The following is a 20,396-nucleotide window of genomic DNA, read 5'->3' on the forward strand; positions in this document are numbered from 1 at the left end:
GCGGCACCTTTGGTGCCCCCGAAACTTGTTTTAAAAGTAATTTTCCCAAAACCAGCCAGAAGAAGGAATTTTCTCCAGTATATTTTCTACTCCGGGCTTTTTGAGAAGGACATTTTTATCTTCCAGTTGACCGAAATTTCAATAAGAATAATCCAAAAATAAACATGATATTTTCTGATCCAATTTATCATTACAAATAAATAAGCTGCGTTTTCAAAACCTTTTTTCCCAGTTTTTCCAGAATATCTTTATAATGGGCAATTTGTCTGTCATTTTTCTCAGATTCTTCACCGGTTTTAAAATCTACAATTACGTAACCTTCAGCGTTTTTTAAAATTCTGTCCGGACGATACACACTGCTTTCACCGTTTTCGGAAATCATGATGTCTTTTTCGTTGATAACCTGCCATTTTTCATCAAAAAATTCAGCGTTATTTTCTATGATTTCTTTTAAATTTTTCTCGATTTCGGCACTTTCTTTAAGGGTTATATGACCATCGAGAACGTAGCATTCCAGAACTTTTCTGATGTCTTTCGCTGTATTAATCTGCGAGAGTAATTCATGGACGAAAAGCCCGATTCTTACTTTTTCAACCCGTACCTGATAATTTTTTGACGGAGTGGCAATTTTAATCGATGTATTTTTTTCGTTGATATTTTTTAAATTCTGAATATCCTTTGTTTCAAAATGCGAGGTTTTATCTCTTGAATGTTTTTTCAGCATTTCCGGATTCACTTCATACAAATCAAATTCTTCCAGATTTTCCGGATTTTTAGATTGTAAAAACTCCAACAATTCCAGATTGTTAGACGTTTTATTCGCTTTTTGGATATAAAAGTACAATTGTTCTACAGGTCGTGTTGTCGCAACATATTGCAGACACAGCCTGTCTACAAAGTTTTTATAAGAATTCTGAAGATTGAAATATTGGATTTCCTCATCATACACCTCAAGATTTTTACTGAACTGATTAATATTCACAGACTTTAAAGCACTGTCATTGCTCGTTTCAAACCAATTGGTGAACTCGGCATCACGGTTTTTATTAATCATCGGGATAAAAACAATCGGGAATTCCAAACCTTTTGCTTTGTGGATCGTCATAATCTGAATTGCATCAATATTTTCCGAAGCCTGAATAGTATACGCCGAAGCTTCCTCATCCCAATATTTCAGAAATTCTTTCGTACTCGCTCCTGCATTTTGTGTGAAATTGAAAAGCATTTCAAGAAAGTTCAGCAGGAAATCAGTCTCTTTATTTTCAACAGAAAACTCATTAATGTAATATTCAACAAAGTTGTACAGATTGAATCTCGGAAAATTGTCCTGTTTAATCTTCAGAGCATATTTTTCCTGAATAAAATGGACGGTCTCTTCATGCGTTTCAAATCCTAAAATTTCCTTCATCTCCAAAGTGAAATCTTTCATCTGAATTCTTCCCAGTTTATTCAGATAATACATCATCATGATGAGGTTGGGCTTGTTCTTCGGATTACTTTCCCATCGCAGGAATTCAACGACGGCTTTAAGCGTGTTGGATAATTCTAAGGTAAGACCTTTATCGGAAATCGTTTTAATATTTGTTTCTTCCCCTTTGTAATTTACCTTCAGATTTCCCAGTTTTTGAGAATAGCTGAAAATATCAAAATTTCCGCGGCAGAGAATCGTAATGTCCGAGAATTTAAAGCCGTTATCCAGAATTTCCTGAATATCTTTCCTCATGCTTTCGGACGTATCGTTGTAAAAATCTTCATTGGTGAGATTTTCAATCAGATTTACTTTTACACGGCCTTCGATGGAAGATTTCGGGTTTTGTTCGGCATCAGTTCCGAAAATATTTTTATGCTCTTCTGCTAAAGATTCAGAATGAAATTTGTATAATTCATTATTAAAGTGGACAATATTTTTTGCACTTCGCCAATTGTCTTTTAAAACCAGCAAATCTGCCTGTTTAGGAGAAAATTCTTTTTTGTTGATGATATCGAGCATCAGTTTACTTTCCCCTCCACGAAAACGGTAAATACTCTGTTTCGGATCTCCAACCAACGTAAAAGAAGTATTTTCTGATGAAATGGCATGATCTCTCAAAGGAATAAAATTTTGCCACTGCAATTCTGAAGTATCCTGAAATTCATCAAAGAAATAATGCTGAAACTGCGAACCTACTTTTTCATAAATAAATGCCGAAGGCTCATTCCGAAGGTTTTCGTTAATTAAAATATTAAATTTAGAAAGCAAAACAAGGTCGTTTTCTTCCTCAATTTTCTTCAGCTCATCCTGAATGTCTTTATTTACCTTCAAAGGTAAAAGTGCGGATAAAATTTTCTCTTTTTTCTGGGTTTCTATGTACAGCCGAATAAGCTGCATTCTGTAATCCAGTAATTGATCAAGAATTTCAAGAATTTCAGATTCCTTGTTTTTTGATTTTGCCGAAGCTCCTTTCCGGTAGTTATTCACAACAGATTCTTCTGCAGTCGTAGGAAAAGGAAAACCAGGTCTTTTCTGATGATAAAAGTCTAATACTTTCGTAAAAAAGCCTCCGATTCCGTTTTTTCCCTGTGCAAAATCTTCGATTTCAATATTCCTTGATCTGAATAATTCGATGGATCGTGTAGCGAGTTCAACCGCCTGTTTTTTGTTTTGGGCAATTTCTTTTCGGAGCGTGTCTTTGATGTTTTCGTAATTCGTACTGTCGAAATCTTTATTGCTTTTAAGATGCTCGTAATGAATATCTTTCACGAACTCTTTTGCCGAACCGTAAAGACTTTTGTTCAGGTTTATTCTTTCATTATTTTCGAGACTGTAATCCACATAATCCATGAAAGAGTTGGAGATCACTTCGTTTTCGCCAATCTGATCGAGCATTTTATCAACCGCTTCAATCAGAAAAGGTTCCGCTTCAATTTCCAGATTGAAGTTTTTGGCGAGTCCCAGTTCATAAGAAAAACTTCTTACCAGACGGGAATTAAAACGGTCAATCGTTCCGATATTCAGAGTAGAATAATTATGAAGCACATAATCCAGCATTTTTTTTGCGCGGTGATGCAGTTCATCGATCGTTATTTTCAGACCTTCTTCCTCAAATGCCTTCTGAATATTTTTTAAATCCGGATTTTCTGCAAAATTATCGTTGGAAAAATTTCCGAGCCACGTCAGAATTCTTTCCTTCATCTCATTGGCTGCCTTGTTGGTAAATGTCAACGCAAGAATATTCCTGATCGACTGCTGCTGATTAGGATACCGAAGACAGATCATTAAAAGCCTCTGCACCAGAACATAGGTTTTCCCAGAACCTGCCGAAGCATTAATTACCGTGTAAGAATTTTGCATTTTTAGTGGAATTCAAAGTGCAAGTTAGCTAATTTTTAAGTGAAATTTTAACAATTTTCTGCTGCTATTTAACAGTTTTAAAAATAAAATTCTAAAAGAAATCCTAAAACACGTTAACTGTGGTTAAACTTATGGTTTAATTTAAAAATAACTTTAGTTTTGCTTTATAAAAAATAACCTGTGAAAATAAAACTATTCTTTGTATTAGCTTCTCTTTTTTTCATCAACAGCCACGCTCAGAATTATATTTTCGGGAAAGTAACTTCCGAAGATAATAATGAGATGCCGGAAGTAACGGTAATTAACATCCGGACAGATGAAAGGGTTCTTACGAATCGTGATGGTCATTTCATGATTTCGGGAAGAGCGGGAGACGAACTTCGTTTTATAAAAGCCGGCTACGAGCGTACAAACCGTAAAATTACACAGGAAAATATTACGGCTCCGGTGAATGTAACAATGATAAGAGCGGCGGAACTTATTGCAGAAGTTGAAATTAAGAAAAATATCACCGGAGATATTAAGATCGATGCTAAAAATCTTAATCCGCCAAGAAAAGTTGAAAAACTGAAGAACGATCTGGCAAAATATATGTCCCAAAAGTCGGCTCCGGGAGTTTTGGCAGCCAGACCGGGAGAATTTGTACAGCCGGTAACCAAAGGAATTTACAGTTTCGGGAAAGTTAAAAACAAATGGGACGATGTGGATCTGATGAATTATCTGCAAAATTCTTTAGGAAATACCTTCTTTGAGGAGCTTCAGATTTCCAAACCGCAGATTCAGCATTTTATTCTCTATATTTTAAGAACAGGTTTTGAAAGGAAAAACATTCTGAAATACGGCTATTGTACAGAAGCAGATATGAATCGGTTTAAAAATGCAGTGTTGGGCAGAATTTCAGCCTACAAATCGCCGCAGCCTCAAAAATAAATAATCTTATGAATATCAGGTTAATTATTATTCTGCTTTTTCTGTTTGTGAATGGTTTTTCACAGCAAAAAATTTCGGGAAAGATTACCGATGAAGACGGAGTAAGTCTGCCATCCGTTACCATAATGAATATTTCTGCGGATAAAAAAACGTATACCGCGGATGACGGAACCTTTTCCATAGATATTCTTTCGCCGGATGACGAAATCCGGTTTGTAAGAAACGGTTTCGAAAGATCTTCCATAAAAGCAATGTATGGTTTAAACAAAGAACTGAATATTAAGCTTACGAGAATTGCAGAACAAATTGAAGAAGTAAAAGTGGCTAAAATTACCGGAGATCTTGATAAAGATTCAAAGGCTGTTGCAAAAACCGATCAAGGACAAATAGTGGAAGATGCGGTCGGATTACCTCAGCCTGTCGGGAAAATGCGAGAAAAACCGGCAGAAGTAAAGCAGGTTTTAATTCCGATTCTTTTAGGAAGCCTGAATGTTCAGGGATTGTATGATCTTATCAGTGGCGACGCAAGAAGAATGAAGCGTCAATACAGGTATGATGATCTTCAGGAAGACATTGCGTGGATAAGAAACAGGGTAGAAGACGAATATTTTACAAAAGAAGGCATTCCTGCCGAAAGAATTTCAGAATTTATAGAATTTGCATTTGTGAATAAACCGCAAACGCGAACTTTCGTAAGAGCTAAAAATTTATCCGGAGCTTTATCCAGAATGGACGATGCAATACCTGTTTTTGTCAACAGAATCAAAGAGAGTAAAAATCATTAATAAATGTTAAGAAAATCTTAAAATTTGGAATAAGAATTGATGCAATAGTTTCAGTAAACAGACATTAAAATTATTGTAACAAACAAATTCACAAATTTTTATGAATAAAAACATTCTTTCGATTGCTATTGCAGCATTGGGTTTCGTTATCGGTCTCGGACTTTTAGGAAACGCCATTAAAAACAGAAACAAATCTGAAAATACCATTTCTGTAACGGGTTTGGGAACCAAGCAATTTACTTCTGATCTTATTACGTGGTCGGGAAGTTTTTCTAAGAATAATTTTGACCTGAAATCGGCTTATGATGAACTGGCTTTAGACCGAAAAACCATCAACGATTATTTATTATCAAAAGGAGTAAAGCAAAATGAGATCGTTTTTTCTTCTGTTGATATCCAGAAACAGTTCAAAAATTATACAGATAATAACGGGAATAACGTTCAGAATGAATTTACCGGATACAACCTTACGCAGACTGTATCGATTGAAAGTAAAGAAGTTGCGAAAATCGAAAATCTTTCGAGAAATATTACGGAAATTATCAACAGAGGAATAGAATTTACATCGTCTTCGCCAAATTATTTTTATACCAAATTAGCAACGGTGAAACAGGAAATGATTGCCTCTGCCACAAAAGATGCTAAAGAACGTGCGGAAAAAATTGCTGAAAATTCAGGAAGCAGCCTGGGAAATCTGAAAAAAGCAACCATGGGCGTTATCCAGATCACGGCTCCGAATTCCAATGAAGATTATTCTTATGGAGGAACCTTTAATACCGCTTCAAAAGATAAGGAAGCAAGTATTACCATAAAGCTGGAATATCAGGTAAATTAGTTTTTAACTGGAAAAAAATCCGAAGCATTTGAAACTTCGGATTTTATATTTTAATGATAAACAATATCGTAGATTTCGTCTTTTACTTCCTTTAGATTTTCGGGCTGATAATTAGCAAGAAGCCATAAATTCAAAGGGTTTTTTCCTTCGCCGTAACTTGGCTGAACGTACATTTCATCAATCAGGCTGAACCCGTTTTTCTGATAAAAAGAATAGCGTCTTTTCGTATCTTCTGTTAAATGCCCGTGTTCTATCTCCAGAACAATTCTGGGATAATTTTCAAAAAGATAGTTGGTAATATGTGATCCCAGTTTCTGACTTCTGAATTCTTCAAACACTTCAAAATGTTCCACAAAAGCAAAATGGCTGAGTTCCCAGATGATGAGGTAGCCAATATTTTTAGCTTCGTGAAGCACAGAAATTATTTTCACTTTAGGGTGTGAGAACAGCGGAGACAATTTGTTCCAGTCTCTTCTTTCATCTTCCGGAAACGTTTTGCAGTATGCCTCAAAAATCTCTTTAACCCTGTAATCTTCTGTAGAAGTAATTTGTAAAAATTCCATATTATAAATCAAAAACATTGGGTCTTCTGGTAATGAAAATATCTTTCACCCAAAGTGTGAATGCCAGTCCCAGATAAATTAAAAAGAAAAATCCTGCCGTGGCAAAAGTAGAGTAGATGAAAAAAACTCTCAGTTTAGAAACAGGAATTCCGAGTTTTGCGCCCGTTCTTGTAAGAACGCCAAACCATTCTCTTTCCATTTTATGGCGGATATTGTCAAGCATTTGAAGATTCTTTTAAAATTTTAAATCCAATACCGCAATTTAAGCAATTTTTTTCTTCACAGGAATTTTTAAAATGATAAATCAGGCTTTGCGATTCCAGTGCTGTCTTACATTTCATGCCCAGCTTTTTCCAATCCGTAATAACTGAATTTTTTTCGGACGGACGGTTTTTATAAAAAAGTAGAATTTCGTCTGCAATTTCTTCGTTGTGATATTGATGATAGGTATATTTTAAAGGCAAAATGGTGTTTAAAATAATTAATTCTATAAAATCCCGCGATACAAATTTGGTATGATTTACCGATGATATTTTTCCGAAATTATAATGATTATTCCAGTATTCCGAAGCTTTTACATCCTTAAAAATTTCGAAAAGCTCCCCTGTATTTTTAACATGAATGATTTTTGAAAATAAGTTCTGATGTGTGAAATAGAGATTCGCCAACTGCGACAAACGGAGCGTAGGAAAATTGGGAGGTCGTAATCTCAGAAATTTAGGATGAAATTTAAGATTGGAAATGTTGAATTTAGCCTTAATAAAATCAAATTCCCGCTTCCAGATTTTCATCGTTTCATCCTCAGGATTTTCCAGCCAGCCGGAAACACCGAAAAATAAAGCTTCCAGTTGAATTTCATTTTGCCGGATCTTATTAATGATGGTAAAATCTATGCTTTCCGCAATTTGCCTGAAAATAAATGCATTCACTTTTAATCCGAAAGAATAGGCTAAAGAATGAAACAAAACGGCTTCAAAATTATTTTTAAACTGTGCCAAGTTCATCTCAAATTCTAAAGATTTCTCAGCCAGCTTTTTCAAAACATTTTCTTCATGAAAATAAACCGGAATTTTACCGGGATCAAAAATATTTTCGCAGGGAATAAACTGCGTTCCGCCGATCAGTTTTTCATATTTCCACAGGATATTTTCTTCAATATGATCTTTTAATTCTATGGTAGGAATGTTTCTGTTTTTCAGTTCCTCAATCTCGCAGTCATTCTGAAAAACGACATGAAGAATTATATTCTGATAGTTGGGATCGTGTGAATGGCTGTGAAAGATCCAGTCGGAAGATTTTACGTGAAGTTCAATATTTCCTACAAAAGTAATTTCATTGATCTTCACCCTCGCCGCCAGAAAATCCGGACCGGAATCTGTATTCCACTTTCCGAAGTCTAATATTTCAACAGGATTGCCTTCAAGATCTTTGAAGTCGAAATGCTTGAACACTTTATAGTTCCAGAGATATTGCAGTAGTTTTTCGGTCATGAGTGTTTACTGCAAATATAGAATAAAAATAATTTGAATAATATTAAGTGTTTAAAAATCAGATAAATAATAAAAATTATTTTACAAGTAATTCAAAACTTATAAATTCTTTCATGGAAAATAATTGTTTGCATGAAAAATGTTAATCTTCCGAAACTCGATATACAGAAAAAGCTGCATCCAAATGAATGCAGCCACTGTTTTTTTATGGTATAAACCTCACAGGTTTTTAAAACCTGTGAGGTTTTGTAATTCCAATTCCAAATTTTTTCAATATAAAACTATGCTTTGGTAAGTTCACTTTTGAAATTTTCGATGGTGGTTCTGTACATTTCTTCGTAGATCGGAAGAATATTTTTAAGGTCGAATTTTATCGCCTGTTCCTTTGCATTGACTTTCATTTTCGCCAGAAGCTCATCGTTGCTCAGTAGTTTAATCGTGTAATTGCTCATCGCTTCCACATTTCCGATCTCTGCAAGAAAACCTGTTTCTCCCTGAATGTTTACTTCCGGAATTCCTCCTGCATTCGAGCTGATAACCGGAGTATTGGCTGCCATTGCTTCCAGTGCGGCAAGACCGAAACTTTCCTGTTCGGAAGGCAGTAAAAACACATCCGAAAGCTGTAAAATTCGGTAAAGATCATTTACTTTACCCAAAAGACGGATTTTCGAAATCAGATCCGGATTTTCTTCCAGAAACTGGTTTACTTTCTCCATATCGGGACCTTCTCCGATGATGATAAGCTTGGATTTTACCTTTTTCTGAACATTCTTGAAGATCTGCAATACTTCTTCCACACGTTTTACAGGACGCAGGTTCGATACGTGGATCAGGATTTTTTCGTCCGGATTGGCAAACTGTGTTCTCTGGCATTCGTTGCATTCATCAAACTCAGAATTATCGATAAAATTTGTAATCACCTGAATTTCTTTTTTAATCTTAAAAAACTGGAGTGTATCTCTTTTCAGACTTTCCGACACCGAAGTGATGGCATCTGACTGGTTGATGGAAAATTCCACGGCGTGTTTGTAACTTGGATGCTGTCCTACCAATGTAATGTCTGTCCCGTGAAGTGTTGTTACCAAAGGAATATCATTATCATCTTCCTTCAGCATCTGTTTGGCTGTAAACGCAGCATAAGCATAAGGAATCGCGTAGTGTGCATGAAGCAGATCCAGTTTGTAGAGATTCACCACTCGGTAAATCATCGAGCTCAGCGCAATATCATACGGCTGATACTGGAAAAGCGGATAAGTCTGAACATTTACCCTGTGGAAGAAAATATTCGGATTGGTAATATCTAATCTCGCAGGTAATGCACTGCTGATGAAGTGGACTTCATAGCCTTTGTTGGCAAGAGACATTCCGAGTTCTGTTGCTACAATTCCGCTTCCTCCGTAGGTGGGATAGCAAAGTATGCCTATTTTCATTTATTTTTGGGGTTTTGATGTTGTAAATTTTAGAATTTACACCTTTATTTTACAATTGCTGGAATGAGATCCATTCCCATCCCTGCCTTCAAAGTATCATTCACCAAAACAGGAAGCCTGCCTTGGATTTTTGTTTTTCCGTTGAATGCATCGGCTGTTGCGTTCATCGAGTCTTCATTGTTTTCATACGAAACCAGAACGGTAGAAACCTTTGAAATGTCAATATCTTTCAAGGCGTATGCACTTCCGAAAACGTTAAGAATCACATTTTGATTTTTCGTAAGATCGGATAATACTTTTTTTGAAACGTCTGAAATTTTATACGATTTGTAAGCCGTGGAATTATCTTTATGGAAACCGACAATTACTGTAGAATTTGCAGGAATCGTAGCAATTTCATCAGCTTTTTTAATTGTAATATTTGAACCTAATCGATTGACAAATGTCTGATAAGGAGCTTCTTCCAACGGAACGTAATATATTTGTTTTCCGTTTAATGGGAGCAGTTTTTTTTCATCCTTCAGTAAAGTGATCGCATTTGAATAGAGATTCTGAACTAAAGTTTTGTGAGAGTCGTTATTTAAGTCTGTATTAATATTTTCAGGATTTTTAGGGGTGTATTTATCAAGTCCTAAAAAATATTTGGTTAAAAGGATCTTTTTCACACTTTCTTCCACTCGAGATTGCGAAATTTCTCCGCTTTCAATAGCTTTCTGAATTAGTTTTTTTCCTTCTGCAACTCCCTGCGAAAACAGCATGATATCGTTTCCTGCTTTAAAAGCCATTGCATCCAGTTCTCCCGGTTTATATTTGTTGGCTACAGCACCCATATTTAAAGCATCTGTAATAATTAAGCCTTTATAGCCAAATTTATTTTTTAGAATACCGGTGATGATGTTTTTAGAAACCGAAGCAGGAATTCCTTTATTGGGTTCTAAAGCCGGAACGTATAAATGCGCGACCATTACGCCTCCGATTCCTTTATTCATCAACGCTTTGAAAGGAGCAAGCTCTACATTGTTCAGTCTTTCAAGATTGTGTGTTACCACTGGAAGATCGGTGTGCGAATCTGTGCTTGTATCTCCGTGTCCTGGAAAATGCTTAATTGCTGCTAAAATATTGTTATTCTGAAGTCCGTTTGCGTAAGCTGATGCAGAATTCACCACATTACTTACTTCCGAACCGAAGCTTCTGTTTCCGATAATAGGGTTGTTGGGATTGGTATTTACATCCACAACCGGCGCAAAATCCCAGTTGATGCCCATCCGGTGACAGTCTTCCGCAATTTTAGCCGACATTTTTTCAATTAAACTTTTATCCTGAATAGCTCCCAAAGTCATTGCCCACGGAAATTTGTGCGCGGCCGCAATTCTCTGGTACAGTCCCCATTCCGCATCCATCCCGATCATTAGAGGAACTTTAGATTTCTGCTGAAATTCATTTACCAGTGTAATTTCTCTTGCTGCATCATCCTGCATCAGGATCAGTCCCCCGATTTTATCATTGGTGACGATATTTCTTACTTTTTCAATTTCACTTTCTCCTCTGTTGGTGTAAAGTGCCACAATGAAAAGCTGTCCGAGTTTTTCGTCCTGAGAAAGGTTCTTATAGGTTTTGTCAACCCATTGGTTTGCCTTTTTCAGATCGTCTTTGGAAATGTTTTTAGGCTGATATTGAGCTGATATTTTAGAGCTTGAGAATATGAAAATGAAAAGTGAACTGTAAATAAGTTTCTTCATAATTTTTGAATAAGAACAAAAATACAATTAAAAAAATCATGAAAACAATGTTTTTGTAATTTTTGGTATATGATTTGAATACGGATTATAAATAATAAACAACTAAACTTTTATAAAATGAAAAAAATTCTTCCAATCTTAATAATGGCTTTTGTAAGCTTATTTATATTCAGCTGCGATAATAGTAATGATACTGTTACTCAGGATAATGATACGTATTCTAAGATGCGTGATGTTACCGGCAGTTTTACTTCCGCAAACAGTTATGCCTTCACACAGGGTATCAATATACAAAGCACAGATGTAGTTTTAGTTTACAGAAATTTAGGTGCTGCATGGCAGTTAATTCCTAAAATGGAATATATTCCTAATTCAACGGGAATGCCTACCAACAGAGAGTTTCAGTACAATTTTGTTTTTGACAGTCAAAATGTACAAATCAGAATTGATGATGAGAACTTCAATCTTGCAACAGGTTTAACCACTGCGGAAGCCAATCAGTATTTAAACAATCAAAAATTCAGAATTGTTTTAGTTCCTGCAAGCGGTTCAAAAAATTCAGGTGTTAATTATGAAGACTATAACAGTGTAGTTAAATATTATAATCTTGATGATTCTAAAGTAATCAACACCGTGGTTACAAAGTAAGAATATATCTTTTCAGTTTTTTATAATTACAAAAAAGCTCCGGAAGAAATTCCGGAGCTTTGCTTTTTTTATATAATTATTTACTTGTCATTATCATCAAGAAGATGACCGAAATAATCTTTTTTTGTCTGCAAATATCCTTTACTGATCTCGTTTGCAGGAATCTGCAAAGGGACCCTTGAGTTGAGATGGATATTACTTTCTGTTACATATTTTACCTTTTCAGGATTATTGGTGAGCAGATTGATATCTTGTACCCCCAATAAATTCAGGATTTCAATAGCCACACCAAAGTTTCTGTCGTCTGCAGGAAGCCCAAGTTTTAAATTCGCTTCTACGGTATCAAAACCTTTTTCCTGTAAAGAGTATGCTTTTAATTTATTGATGATCCCGATATTTCTACCTTCCTGTCGAAGATAAATAATAATTCCTCCATTTTCATGGATGTATTTCATGGCAGCATCTAATTGCTGGCCGCATTCACATTTTTTGGAATGGAAAACTTCTCCGGTAATGCATTCTGAGTGAAAACGAACGTTTACAGGTTTGGAAAAATCCGTATTTTCCGCAACAATTGCCATATGAGGCATCCAGTCGTTTTCGTTTTCAGAGAGCGCGATCATTCGGAACGTTCCGTATTCCGTTGGAACGTTGGATTCCGCCTGAATTTTAATCATTAATTTCCAATTAGTTTTTTTTAATTTCTTTTTACAGAATCTTCTATTGCAGAAATGTTGGTTTTTAATCTTACCAAATATCTGTTGAGAACTTCGTTATCGTCCTCTTTAAGATTTTGTCTGAGCTTCTGAATTTTTTTATAGGATTTTTCAAAGTCTTTTATCGCTCTGTTCTTTCCCTGAAGATTTCCGGCGTCTATTGCATACAGATAATTCTGAAGACTGTATTTCAACGTAGTAATCTCTGTATTTAAAGCGGTAATCTTGAACTGTGGAAAAGTAGCAATAAGATTGGATATTTCAGAAGCATTTACATTATCACGAACATTAATTTCGATACTGCTTTTGTCTCCTTTATCGGAATCTGAACCTTTTGTTTCGCTATAAAAACTGTTAGACAACGGAGAAAAATTCTGTTTTTCCGTTGCACAGGAAGACGTTATAATTAGTAATACTCCAAAAAAAATTAGTCGTTTCATTTTTGCTGCCCCTTTTGATAAAGGATTGGGTTAAGACTTTCATCATTGTACATTTTCATTTGTTTGTACACTTTCATCTTAACATTTCCGTTCTCTATATCAGCAAGCAACTGATTAATGGAAGTAGAAAGATCTTCATGCTGCGTAAGAAGAACATCCAGTTTAGCCTTGCAGGCAGCTCTGTGTTCTTCAGAAGCCGATTCTCTGTATGCTTCCTGCGACATATGATAAACCTTTAATGCCAGAATTGATAATCTGTCTACCGCCCAGGCGATTGTTTCAGTATTAATTTTTGCATCAGGTTTAGGAGTAATATTTTCAAACTTTTTAAGAAACCAGCTGTCTATAAATTCTACCAGATCAGTTCTTTTCTGATTGGAAGCGTCAATAGTTCTTTTTAATTGAAGAGCTTCAGCGGGATCTATATTTTCATCTCTAATTATATCTTCCAAATGCCATTGAACGGTGTCAATCCAGTTTTTAGCATACAAAATCCGTTCCAAAGTATCCTTTTCGAACGGGTTGTTAATTAGAGTGTTAACGTCATCAGACACGTGATAGTCTTCAATAGCCTGATTGAAGACTTTCCATGCAGTCTCAGTAAAATTCATTGAATGTAAAGAATTTTTAGTTGCTCGAAGAGTTGTTGTTTGTTGTTTTGTTTTCAGAACCGGGTTTGTCCTCTTCTTTTACAGCATCTTTAAATTCTTTGATACCAGAACCTACACCTCTCATCAATTCAGGGATTTTTTTACCTCCGAAAAGAAGAAGCAGGATGATCGCTACGATCAAAATATGTTGCCAAGATAATGACAGTATTGTTAATGTATTCATTTCTAAAATTTTTACAAAGTTAGTCTTTTTTTAATAAGAAACCCAACCTAATGGATCCACCGGAGTACTTCCGTTCCATACCTGAAAATCAAGGGTATAGGTTCCGTCAAAATCCTGTCCTACAACGCCCACAGGTGTTCCTGCGGAAACCTGTTGTCCTTTGGAAACACTTACAGCGGAAAGGTTGGAATAGATGGTAAAATAATTTCCGTGTCTTAACATAACGGTTTTTGTTCCGTCGCTGTTTGCCAATACCGAAGATACGGTTCCCGGAAATACAGATTTTGCTCTGGTTCCGGATGGTACGGAAATTTTAATTCCGTTATTTTCTTCATCAATATTTTTAAATACCGGATGCGGATGTCTTCCGAAACGGTGGGTAATCTGTCCAACTCTGTCAGCAGGAGATCCCAATCGTCCTTTACTGTCTGCAAAATTGCTTCCTGCTACAGTTGTAACACCATAACTTGTCATAGCCTTGCTTTCCGCAGCTTTTTTATCATCTTCTTTTTTCTTTGCTAAAGCTGCTTCCGCAGCTCTTGCGGCTGTTAATTTGTCGGATGCTTCTTTCGCCTTCGCTGCGGCCTCGTCAGATGCTTTTTTTGCAGCTATTTTTCTGGCTTCATCTCTTGCTGTAGCTTCAGAACGGGCTGCTTCTTCATTACGTTTTCTCTCTTCTTCCGCTCTTTTTTCGGCTAATTCCCTTGCTTTTCTCGCTTCAACTTCAGCAGCTAATCTTTCTTTCTCCAGCGCTTCTGCTCTTGCTTTTGCTTCTGCTTCGATTCTTGCTTTTTCTCTTTCCGCAGCTATTTTTGCTAAACGGATTTTCTCTGCTTCGGCTTTTTTTCTTGCCTCCTCTTCAGCTTTGGCAATTCGGATTTCTTCGGCGATAATGCTTCTGATCTGTCCTTCCAGAGCTTTCGACTGAGTCTGTTTTTGTCTTAGTTCAGCAGTAAGTTTAGATTCATTTTTCTTGAATTCTGCAACCAGCTGTTCTTTTTGCGCCCTTTCTGCATTAATCGTTGTTAAATCTTTCTGCTGGCTTACCAATAAATTGGCTTTTTCTTTTACAGAATTTTGTCTTCTGGCAATCGTCTGCTTTATTTTTTCTGCGGCATTTGTAATTTCAGCTGCTTTTTTATCCTGATAATCAGAGTACTGTTTTAAATATTGTACTCTTCGGATTGCTTCTCCCAGATTTTTAGCTGAAAGGATGAACGTAACCTTGTTCTGCACTCCTTTATTTTTGTAGGCATTTACCAAAACTTTAGCATAGTTGTCTCTTAAGACTTTTAGCTCTTTATTCTGACGGTTAATTTCTAACTGACGAAGATAGATATCGTCTTCAATAAATCTTTTTTCCTTTTGGGTATTGGTATAAACTTTTTCTCTTAAAGCCAGTTTTTTGTTCACATTATCAAGATAAGCGACAGAAAGCTTAGATTCTGTTCTTGTCTTTGCCAGATCTGTATTTATTTGTGCAATTTGTTTTTTAAGTTCGGCATTTTGCTTTTGCAGCTGCTCTTTTTTCAGATTCTGCCCATGGTGGAATCCGAACAGTAACATACCTATTAAAAAGCTAAATTTTTTAATCATTGAATCTCGATTTTCTTATAACTAGATGGTACAGAATAAGGTGTTTCCATCCTCGAAAAGTCAAATTTCGTATTTTCTATTAAAATCTGGCTGTTTTTACTTCCTTTTATAATTATTTTAACATTTTTTGGCAACTTTACATTATTCGGCTGAAGCTCCCAATCACTATATACGATCTGCATGGCATCATTGGATTTAGCATCCCTTAAATTTACCGTGGTAAGATCAAAATCATTCGAATATTGCATCATAATTTTATACTCCCTTTCAATATTTTCTGTAGAAATTTTGAGATTGGAAATGGATTCTAATAAGTAGCCGTCGTTGTTCTTTACAATTTTGGCATTTCTGTCGCTTAAAGTGAAAAACGTTCTCCCTTCTAAAAGTTTTTCAAGATTTTTATAATCAATAAAGTTAACGTTAAGAAGATTATTTAAATACTCAAAATCCGAATCGATGTAATTTTTATTGTATTTGTCCATCGCCTTAATTCCTTCCGGAGTAATTAAAGCTCTTGCTGCATTGAAAAACAGGAAGTCTATTCTTGACCAGATTTTTTTATCGGTTTCAATATAAATAATGGCATCCAGCGGACTTACTTTAATATTGTCCGCAGTTATTTTACTGGTTATTTTAAGATAATCGAACTGCGGATGAAGATAGATTTTCTGGTAGAAATCCATCCTGTCTCCAACATGATTTTCCTTCTTATCCGGATCCTGTACATCATTTACAGCAAGACTATCAATATTCTGATTTTGCTGCATGGCTGTTTTTCTGGATTTACAGTTGAAAAGAAATAATGTTAAAATAAGTAATGGAAGCCACTTTTTCATGCCGGAAAATTTGATAAATTGTTGCAATATTAACGCCAAACCACACAAAACATTTTGTGTGGCTTGAAGATAATTTATTTATGGTAATATTTTATATTTTCGGAAAATTATTTAGATAAAAAATCCAGAACCGAATAGTCTCCTAAAGAAATTTCCCTTGCAACACCGAAATACTGTGCAGAATTACCAATCATGGAATTGGAAAGATTTCCGTGGTTAATTCTTGTATTTTCCTGAATCAGAGAATTTTCTATATTTGAATTAACGATGATGGTGTTGTTTCCTAAAGAAACTCCGGGACCCACTTTTGAGTTTGAAATTTTCACATTTTCCCCGATAAAACAAGGCTGAATAATTAAAGAGTTTTCGATTTGAGCAGAAGCAGGAAAATGAGACATTGCATCTCTTTCGTATTCCAGAATTTTACTGTTGGTTTCTACGGTCGCATTTTTGTTTCCGCAATCCATCCAGTCGTTTACTTTTCCAAGCGTGAATTTTGCGCCTTTTGTTCTTAGGTTTTCCAATGCTGTGGTTAGTTGATATTCACCTCCGTTTTTAATATCATTGTTCATGATATAATTAATTTCATCCATCAGTTTTTCGGCACTGTTGAAATAATAAATACCGATAATCGCAAGATCCGAAACGAAAGTCTGAGGTTTTTCCACAAAATCTGTAATGAAGCCGTAGTTATCCAGTTTTACCACTCCGAAAGCAGAAGGATCTTCTACACTTTTTACCCAGATCACTCCATCTGAATTTTTATCTAAAACAAAATCTGCTCGGAATAATGTATCTGCGAAAGCAATTACTACATCTCCTGTCATCGACTGTTCTGCACATTTAATGGCATGAGCCGTTCCAAGCGGATCATTCTGATAGTAAATACTTCCTTTTGCTCCCAGTTTTTCGGCAATCTGAATAAGAGATTTTTCAATCTCAGGACCAAAATCTCCGATGATAAAAGCTACTTCTTCAATGGTTTCTCCCGCAACTTTAGCAATATCTTCCACCAATCTCTGTACGATCGGTTTTCCTGCGATCGGAATAAGAGGTTTTGGTACAGTCAGTGTATGTGGACGTAATCTGGAACCGCGTCCAGCCATAGGAACAATGATTTTCATAAATGATATAAATATGTTTTTTTTGTTATTTCTAATTTTTTATAAAGATAGCAATAAAACCGTTGAGTGTGGTATTGTTGCCAATAGTTTCAATGTTTTTGTATGATGTTATGCAGAAACTGCTATAAGCAAATCCGGAGCCCGTTATTTTTTGATTTTTGATAATAGCATTTCTTTTTCGGAATAGATTAAAATGCCGGTGTAAATGATGAATAAAAAATTTCCGATCCATAAATTGTAGTCAAAAAATTCAACAATTATGTAGCTAAATAAAGCCAAAAGCACAATGAAAAAAGATATTTTCTTCATTCTGTAAGGAATCGGATAGTATTTTTGACCTAACCAATACGAAAGAACCATCATTGAAAAATAGGCTGCCAAAGTTACCCATGCTGAAACCATGAAACCATAGATTTTTAGAAAAGCAAAATTTAAAATAATGGTAATAATTGCTCCTGTCCATGAAATGTAAGTTCCGACTCTTGTCCGGTCGGTTACTTTATACCAAGTCGAAAGATTATAATAAATTCCGAAAAATAAGTTAGCAATAACGATAATAGGAATAATATTTATGGCAATCCAGTAAGAACTGTTCGGAACCAGCAAAAGTTTTATCCATGAAACATTTGCGATGATTCCCAAAGCAACGACAGATGCAAAAAAAGAAAAATATTCCGTCACTTTTGCATATGTAAGTTTAGCGTTTTCATTCTGCATTTGTTTAAAGAAAAACGGCTCAATTCCCATTCGGTAAGCGGTAACGAAAAGCGTCATTAAAACAGCCATTTTGTAGCATCCTCCATAAGCTCCTGCGTCACCATCTTCAATTAAAAATCTTTGTATGAATTTATCAAAATTTTCATTTACCATGAACGCCAAACCGGCAATCATAATCGGCCATGAATATTTGATCATCTGAAGAAAAAGCTCTTTTGAAAATTGAAATTTAACTTTTAAAATTACAGGTAAAACCAGCAGAACCCCTAAAAAGCTTGCAGCAAGGTTACTGTAAAAAGGATAAGAAACTTTTTCTTTTAAGCCTAATTTCAAAGAAAATTCCTGAGGTATATAAAGAAATAGTGCAATTGCAAATGCACTTTGAAAAACAGCCTGAATTACTCGGATTGCAGTATATTTTATGGGTCTGTTATGAAATCTGAACCAAGCCAGAGGAATAACTAGAATGTTGTCGAAAAATGCAATCCATGCAAACCATCTGATGAATTCCGGAGTATTTGAATAATCAAAAAGATCTGCAATAGGTTGATTAAATAATAAAACCAAGATTAAAAAAACAGAGGATAAACCTGTCAAAAACCAAAAAGAGGTGTTGAAAACCTTCTGTTCATTATCTTTATCAGAGGAAAATCTGAAATAAGCGGTTTCAAAACCAAACGAAAGGACTATATTGACGAAAGAAATCAGCGCATAAAGATTCGTGAAAATGGCAAAAGCACTATTGTCGATATTTTTAATAAACAGATAATTAAGCAGTACGACAATTATCCTAGGCATAATCGCCCCGATTCCATAGATAATAGTTTCGTTAAGAAGTTTTTTCAAAATCTGAAATTTTTATGCAAATGTAAATATTTAGAAATTGATTTTTTATCAGCCGCATTAAAATTCATTCATAAACCTTAATTTTGAAGAACTTTGTCAAAGTTTTAAACTTTGACAAAGTGGGCAGCTTAGCTCCATCTCTAATTTGTAAAAAAAGTAAAAATGAAAACCTTAATCAAAAATGTAAAAATCGTTAACGAAGGAAAGATCGTTGAAGGTGATGTTTTAATGGATAACGATTTAATTTCTAAAATAGATTCACAAATTTCCGAAGAAGCAGACCGGATTATTGATGGGGAGGGAAAATATCTTTTACCGGGAGTCATTGATGATCAGGTGCATTTTCGTGAACCGGGATTAACGCATAAAGGCGATATTGAAACAGAATCCAGAGCAGCCATTGCAGGAGGAACAACCAGTTTTATCGAACAGCCCAATACCGTTCCGAATGCGGTAACACAGGAGTTGTTGGCTGATAAATATGAAATTGCCTCTCAGAAATCTTACGCCAATTACGGTTTTATGATGGGCGGAACCAATGATAATCTGGAAGAAGTTTTAAAAACCAATCCAAGAAATGTTCCCGGAATTAAATTGTTTTTAGGTTCCTCCACCGGAAATATGCTGGTTGACAATCCTGAAACTTTAGAAAAAATCTTTAGCAATACAAAAATGCTGATTGCCGTTCATTGTGAAGATGAAGCAACAATTAAAGCAAATACTCAGAAATATCTGGATGAATATGGAGAAGATATTCCTGTGAAATTTCATCATTTAATCAGAAGTGAGGAAGCCTGTTATAAATCTTCATCCAAAGCAATCGAATTAGCAAAGAAAACAGGAGCAAGGCTTCATGTTTTCCATTTATCGACTGCGAAGGAAACAGAACTTTTCAGAAATGATATTCCTCTAAAAGATAAAAAAATCACGGCGGAAGTTTGTGTTCATCATTTAACATTCACCAATGAAGATTATGAAACCAAAGGTGGACTGATCAAATGGAATCCTGCTGTAAAAACGCAAAAAGACAAAGACGGACTCTGGGAAGCGTTACTGGATGACAGAATTGATGTGATTGCAACGGATCATGCACCTCACACTTGGGAAGAAAAACAGAATGTGTATACAAAATGTCCTTCCGGAGCACCTTTGGTACAGCATTCTTTGGTTGTAATGTTGGAAAATTACAAAAACGGAAAAATTTCTTTAGAAAGAATTGTTGAGAAAATGGCTCATAACCCTGCCATTTTATTCAGAATTGAAAAAAGAGGTTTCATAAGAGAAGGGTATAAAGCAGATCTTGTTTTGGTTGATTTAAACGAAAACTGGACGGTGGAAAAAGACAATATTCTTTACAAATGCGGCTGGAGCCCGTTGGAAGGGATGAATTTCCATTCTAAAGTCACCCACACTTTTGTCAATGGAAATCTGGTTTACGAAAACGGAAAAATCAATGAACAGAAATTCGGGGAGCGTTTGCTTTTTGAAGTTGAGTGATAAATATAAAATAGAACGATATCAATAGGAGCGGACTTT

Annotated in this window: 19 protein-coding genes; 5 read left to right on the plus strand and 14 right to left on the minus strand. The window is 35.4% G+C overall.

What is annotated here, in order from left to right; all coding sequences use genetic code 11:
- Positions 1–190 precede the first annotated feature (190 nt).
- Positions 191–3,331, minus strand: a complete 3,141-nt coding sequence (locus KKI44_RS16830) for a UvrD-helicase domain-containing protein (RefSeq protein ID WP_214588398.1) — start codon at positions 3,329–3,331, stop codon at positions 191–193.
- A gap of 180 nt (positions 3,332–3,511) precedes the next feature.
- On the opposite strand from KKI44_RS16830, the gene KKI44_RS16835 reads away from it, so the two are divergent.
- The 3 genes from KKI44_RS16835 to KKI44_RS16845 all read left to right on the plus strand — a co-directional run bounded on the left by KKI44_RS16835 (position 3,512) and on the right by KKI44_RS16845 (position 5,881).
- Positions 3,512–4,261 (plus strand): carboxypeptidase-like regulatory domain-containing protein, encoded by a 750-nt coding sequence (locus KKI44_RS16835; protein WP_214588399.1) that lies wholly within the window; start codon positions 3,512–3,514, stop codon positions 4,259–4,261.
- Between the two features lie 8 nt (positions 4,262–4,269).
- Entirely contained in the window at positions 4,270–5,046 is a 777-nt protein-coding gene (locus tag KKI44_RS16840) for a carboxypeptidase-like regulatory domain-containing protein (RefSeq protein WP_214588400.1), read from the plus strand.
- A gap of 100 nt (positions 5,047–5,146) precedes the next feature.
- Positions 5,147–5,881, plus strand: coding sequence for an SIMPL domain-containing protein (locus tag KKI44_RS16845; protein WP_214588401.1), 735 nt, complete (start codon positions 5,147–5,149; stop codon positions 5,879–5,881).
- Positions 5,882–5,931: 50 nt separating this feature from the next.
- On the opposite strand, the gene KKI44_RS16850 is transcribed toward KKI44_RS16845, so the two are convergent.
- From KKI44_RS16850 to KKI44_RS16870, 5 genes are all read right to left on the minus strand, one after another.
- Positions 5,932–6,444: a GNAT family N-acetyltransferase gene (locus KKI44_RS16850; protein WP_214588402.1), complete on the minus strand. Its 513-nt coding sequence runs from the start codon at positions 6,442–6,444 to the stop codon at positions 5,932–5,934.
- A 1-nt stretch (position 6,445) separates the two neighbouring features.
- Positions 6,446–6,667, minus strand: coding sequence for a PspC family transcriptional regulator (locus tag KKI44_RS16855; protein ID WP_029297636.1), 222 nt, complete (start codon positions 6,665–6,667; stop codon positions 6,446–6,448).
- Positions 6,660–7,934 (minus strand): DUF2851 family protein, encoded by a 1,275-nt coding sequence (locus tag KKI44_RS16860; protein ID WP_214588403.1) that lies wholly within the window; start codon positions 7,932–7,934, stop codon positions 6,660–6,662. Before KKI44_RS16860 ends, KKI44_RS16855 begins: the two co-directional genes overlap by 8 nt.
- A gap of 281 nt (positions 7,935–8,215) precedes the next feature.
- Complete coding sequence (bshA, locus tag KKI44_RS16865) at positions 8,216–9,364, minus strand: N-acetyl-alpha-D-glucosaminyl L-malate synthase BshA (RefSeq protein ID WP_214588404.1); 1,149 nt, start codon at positions 9,362–9,364, stop codon at positions 8,216–8,218.
- Between the two features lie 44 nt (positions 9,365–9,408).
- Positions 9,409–11,103, minus strand: a complete 1,695-nt coding sequence (locus KKI44_RS16870) for a glycoside hydrolase family 3 protein (protein WP_214588405.1) — start codon at positions 11,101–11,103, stop codon at positions 9,409–9,411.
- Positions 11,104–11,220: 117 nt separating this feature from the next.
- On the opposite strand from KKI44_RS16870, the gene KKI44_RS16875 reads away from it, so the two are divergent.
- The gene (locus KKI44_RS16875) at positions 11,221–11,751 is read left to right on the plus strand and encodes a hypothetical protein (RefSeq protein WP_214588406.1); all 531 of its coding nucleotides are present in this window, start codon (positions 11,221–11,223) and stop codon (positions 11,749–11,751) included.
- Positions 11,752–11,831: 80 nt separating this feature from the next.
- Here the strand turns inward: KKI44_RS16875 and ribA are convergent, their stop codons facing one another.
- The 8 genes from ribA to KKI44_RS16915 all read right to left on the minus strand — a co-directional run bounded on the left by ribA (position 11,832) and on the right by KKI44_RS16915 (position 18,860).
- The gene (gene ribA / locus KKI44_RS16880) at positions 11,832–12,428 is read right to left on the minus strand and encodes a GTP cyclohydrolase II (RefSeq protein ID WP_214588407.1); all 597 of its coding nucleotides are present in this window, start codon (positions 12,426–12,428) and stop codon (positions 11,832–11,834) included.
- 20 nt (positions 12,429–12,448) lie between these two features.
- Positions 12,449–12,907 (minus strand): hypothetical protein, encoded by a 459-nt coding sequence (locus tag KKI44_RS16885; RefSeq protein WP_214588408.1) that lies wholly within the window; start codon positions 12,905–12,907, stop codon positions 12,449–12,451.
- Positions 12,904–13,518: a DUF4254 domain-containing protein gene (locus KKI44_RS16890; RefSeq protein WP_214588409.1), complete on the minus strand. Its 615-nt coding sequence runs from the start codon at positions 13,516–13,518 to the stop codon at positions 12,904–12,906. The genes KKI44_RS16885 and KKI44_RS16890 overlap by 4 nt, the downstream gene beginning before the upstream one ends.
- A gap of 16 nt (positions 13,519–13,534) precedes the next feature.
- Positions 13,535–13,741 carry a twin-arginine translocase TatA/TatE family subunit gene (locus tag KKI44_RS16895; RefSeq protein ID WP_042721620.1) on the minus strand — a complete coding sequence of 69 codons (207 nt, stop codon included), beginning with the start codon at positions 13,739–13,741 and terminating at the stop codon, positions 13,535–13,537.
- A gap of 30 nt (positions 13,742–13,771) precedes the next feature.
- Entirely contained in the window at positions 13,772–15,337 is a 1,566-nt protein-coding gene (locus tag KKI44_RS16900) for a peptidoglycan DD-metalloendopeptidase family protein (protein WP_214588410.1), read from the minus strand.
- A complete protein-coding gene (locus KKI44_RS16905; RefSeq protein WP_214588411.1) occupies positions 15,334–16,173 on the minus strand; it encodes a DUF4292 domain-containing protein in 840 nt (279 codons plus the stop codon). Before KKI44_RS16905 ends, KKI44_RS16900 begins: the two co-directional genes overlap by 4 nt.
- 107 nt (positions 16,174–16,280) lie before the next feature.
- Complete coding sequence (locus KKI44_RS16910; RefSeq protein WP_214588412.1) at positions 16,281–17,297, minus strand: sugar phosphate nucleotidyltransferase; 1,017 nt, start codon at positions 17,295–17,297, stop codon at positions 16,281–16,283.
- 144 nt (positions 17,298–17,441) lie between these two features.
- Positions 17,442–18,860, minus strand: coding sequence for a lipopolysaccharide biosynthesis protein (locus KKI44_RS16915; protein ID WP_214588413.1), 1,419 nt, complete (start codon positions 18,858–18,860; stop codon positions 17,442–17,444).
- Positions 18,861–19,022: 162 nt separating this feature from the next.
- On the opposite strand from KKI44_RS16915, the gene KKI44_RS16920 reads away from it, so the two are divergent.
- On the plus strand, positions 19,023–20,357 hold the full coding sequence (locus KKI44_RS16920) for a dihydroorotase (RefSeq protein WP_214588414.1): 1,335 nt from the start codon (positions 19,023–19,025) through the stop codon (positions 20,355–20,357).
- Positions 20,358–20,396: the final 39 nt, after the last annotated feature.

It is taken from the genome of Chryseobacterium sp. ZHDP1, assembly GCF_018603435.1.
In the GTDB taxonomy this organism is placed as follows: Bacteria; Bacteroidota; Bacteroidia; order Flavobacteriales; family Weeksellaceae; genus Chryseobacterium; species Chryseobacterium indicum.

Coding starts and splice junctions, on each gene's coding strand:
- KKI44_RS16850 (WP_214588402.1), bottom strand. CDS start 6,444: ATGGAATTTTTACAAATTACTTCTACAGAAGATTACAGGGTTAAAGAG.
- KKI44_RS16870 (WP_214588405.1), bottom strand. CDS start 11,103: ATGAAGAAACTTATTTACAGTTCACTTTTCATTTTCATATTCTCAAGC.
- KKI44_RS16900 (WP_214588410.1), bottom strand. CDS start 15,337: ATGATTAAAAAATTTAGCTTTTTAATAGGTATGTTACTGTTCGGATTC.
- KKI44_RS16860 (WP_214588403.1), bottom strand. CDS start 7,934: ATGACCGAAAAACTACTGCAATATCTCTGGAACTATAAAGTGTTCAAG.
- KKI44_RS16885 (WP_214588408.1), bottom strand. CDS start 12,907: ATGAAACGACTAATTTTTTTTGGAGTATTACTAATTATAACGTCTTCC.
- KKI44_RS16905 (WP_214588411.1), bottom strand. CDS start 16,173: ATGAAAAAGTGGCTTCCATTACTTATTTTAACATTATTTCTTTTCAAC.
- ribA (WP_214588407.1), bottom strand. CDS start 12,428: ATGATTAAAATTCAGGCGGAATCCAACGTTCCAACGGAATACGGAACG.
- KKI44_RS16845 (WP_214588401.1), top strand. CDS start 5,147: ATGAATAAAAACATTCTTTCGATTGCTATTGCAGCATTGGGTTTCGTT.
- KKI44_RS16855 (WP_029297636.1), bottom strand. CDS start 6,667: ATGCTTGACAATATCCGCCATAAAATGGAAAGAGAATGGTTTGGCGTT.
- KKI44_RS16840 (WP_214588400.1), top strand. CDS start 4,270: ATGAATATCAGGTTAATTATTATTCTGCTTTTTCTGTTTGTGAATGGT.
- KKI44_RS16875 (WP_214588406.1), top strand. CDS start 11,221: ATGAAAAAAATTCTTCCAATCTTAATAATGGCTTTTGTAAGCTTATTT.
- KKI44_RS16920 (WP_214588414.1), top strand. CDS start 19,023: ATGAAAACCTTAATCAAAAATGTAAAAATCGTTAACGAAGGAAAGATC.
- KKI44_RS16890 (WP_214588409.1), bottom strand. CDS start 13,518: ATGAATTTTACTGAGACTGCATGGAAAGTCTTCAATCAGGCTATTGAA.
- bshA (WP_214588404.1), bottom strand. CDS start 9,364: ATGAAAATAGGCATACTTTGCTATCCCACCTACGGAGGAAGCGGAATT.
- KKI44_RS16910 (WP_214588412.1), bottom strand. CDS start 17,297: ATGAAAATCATTGTTCCTATGGCTGGACGCGGTTCCAGATTACGTCCA.
- KKI44_RS16895 (WP_042721620.1), bottom strand. CDS start 13,741: ATGAATACATTAACAATACTGTCATTATCTTGGCAACATATTTTGATC.
- KKI44_RS16830 (WP_214588398.1), bottom strand. CDS start 3,331: ATGCAAAATTCTTACACGGTAATTAATGCTTCGGCAGGTTCTGGGAAA.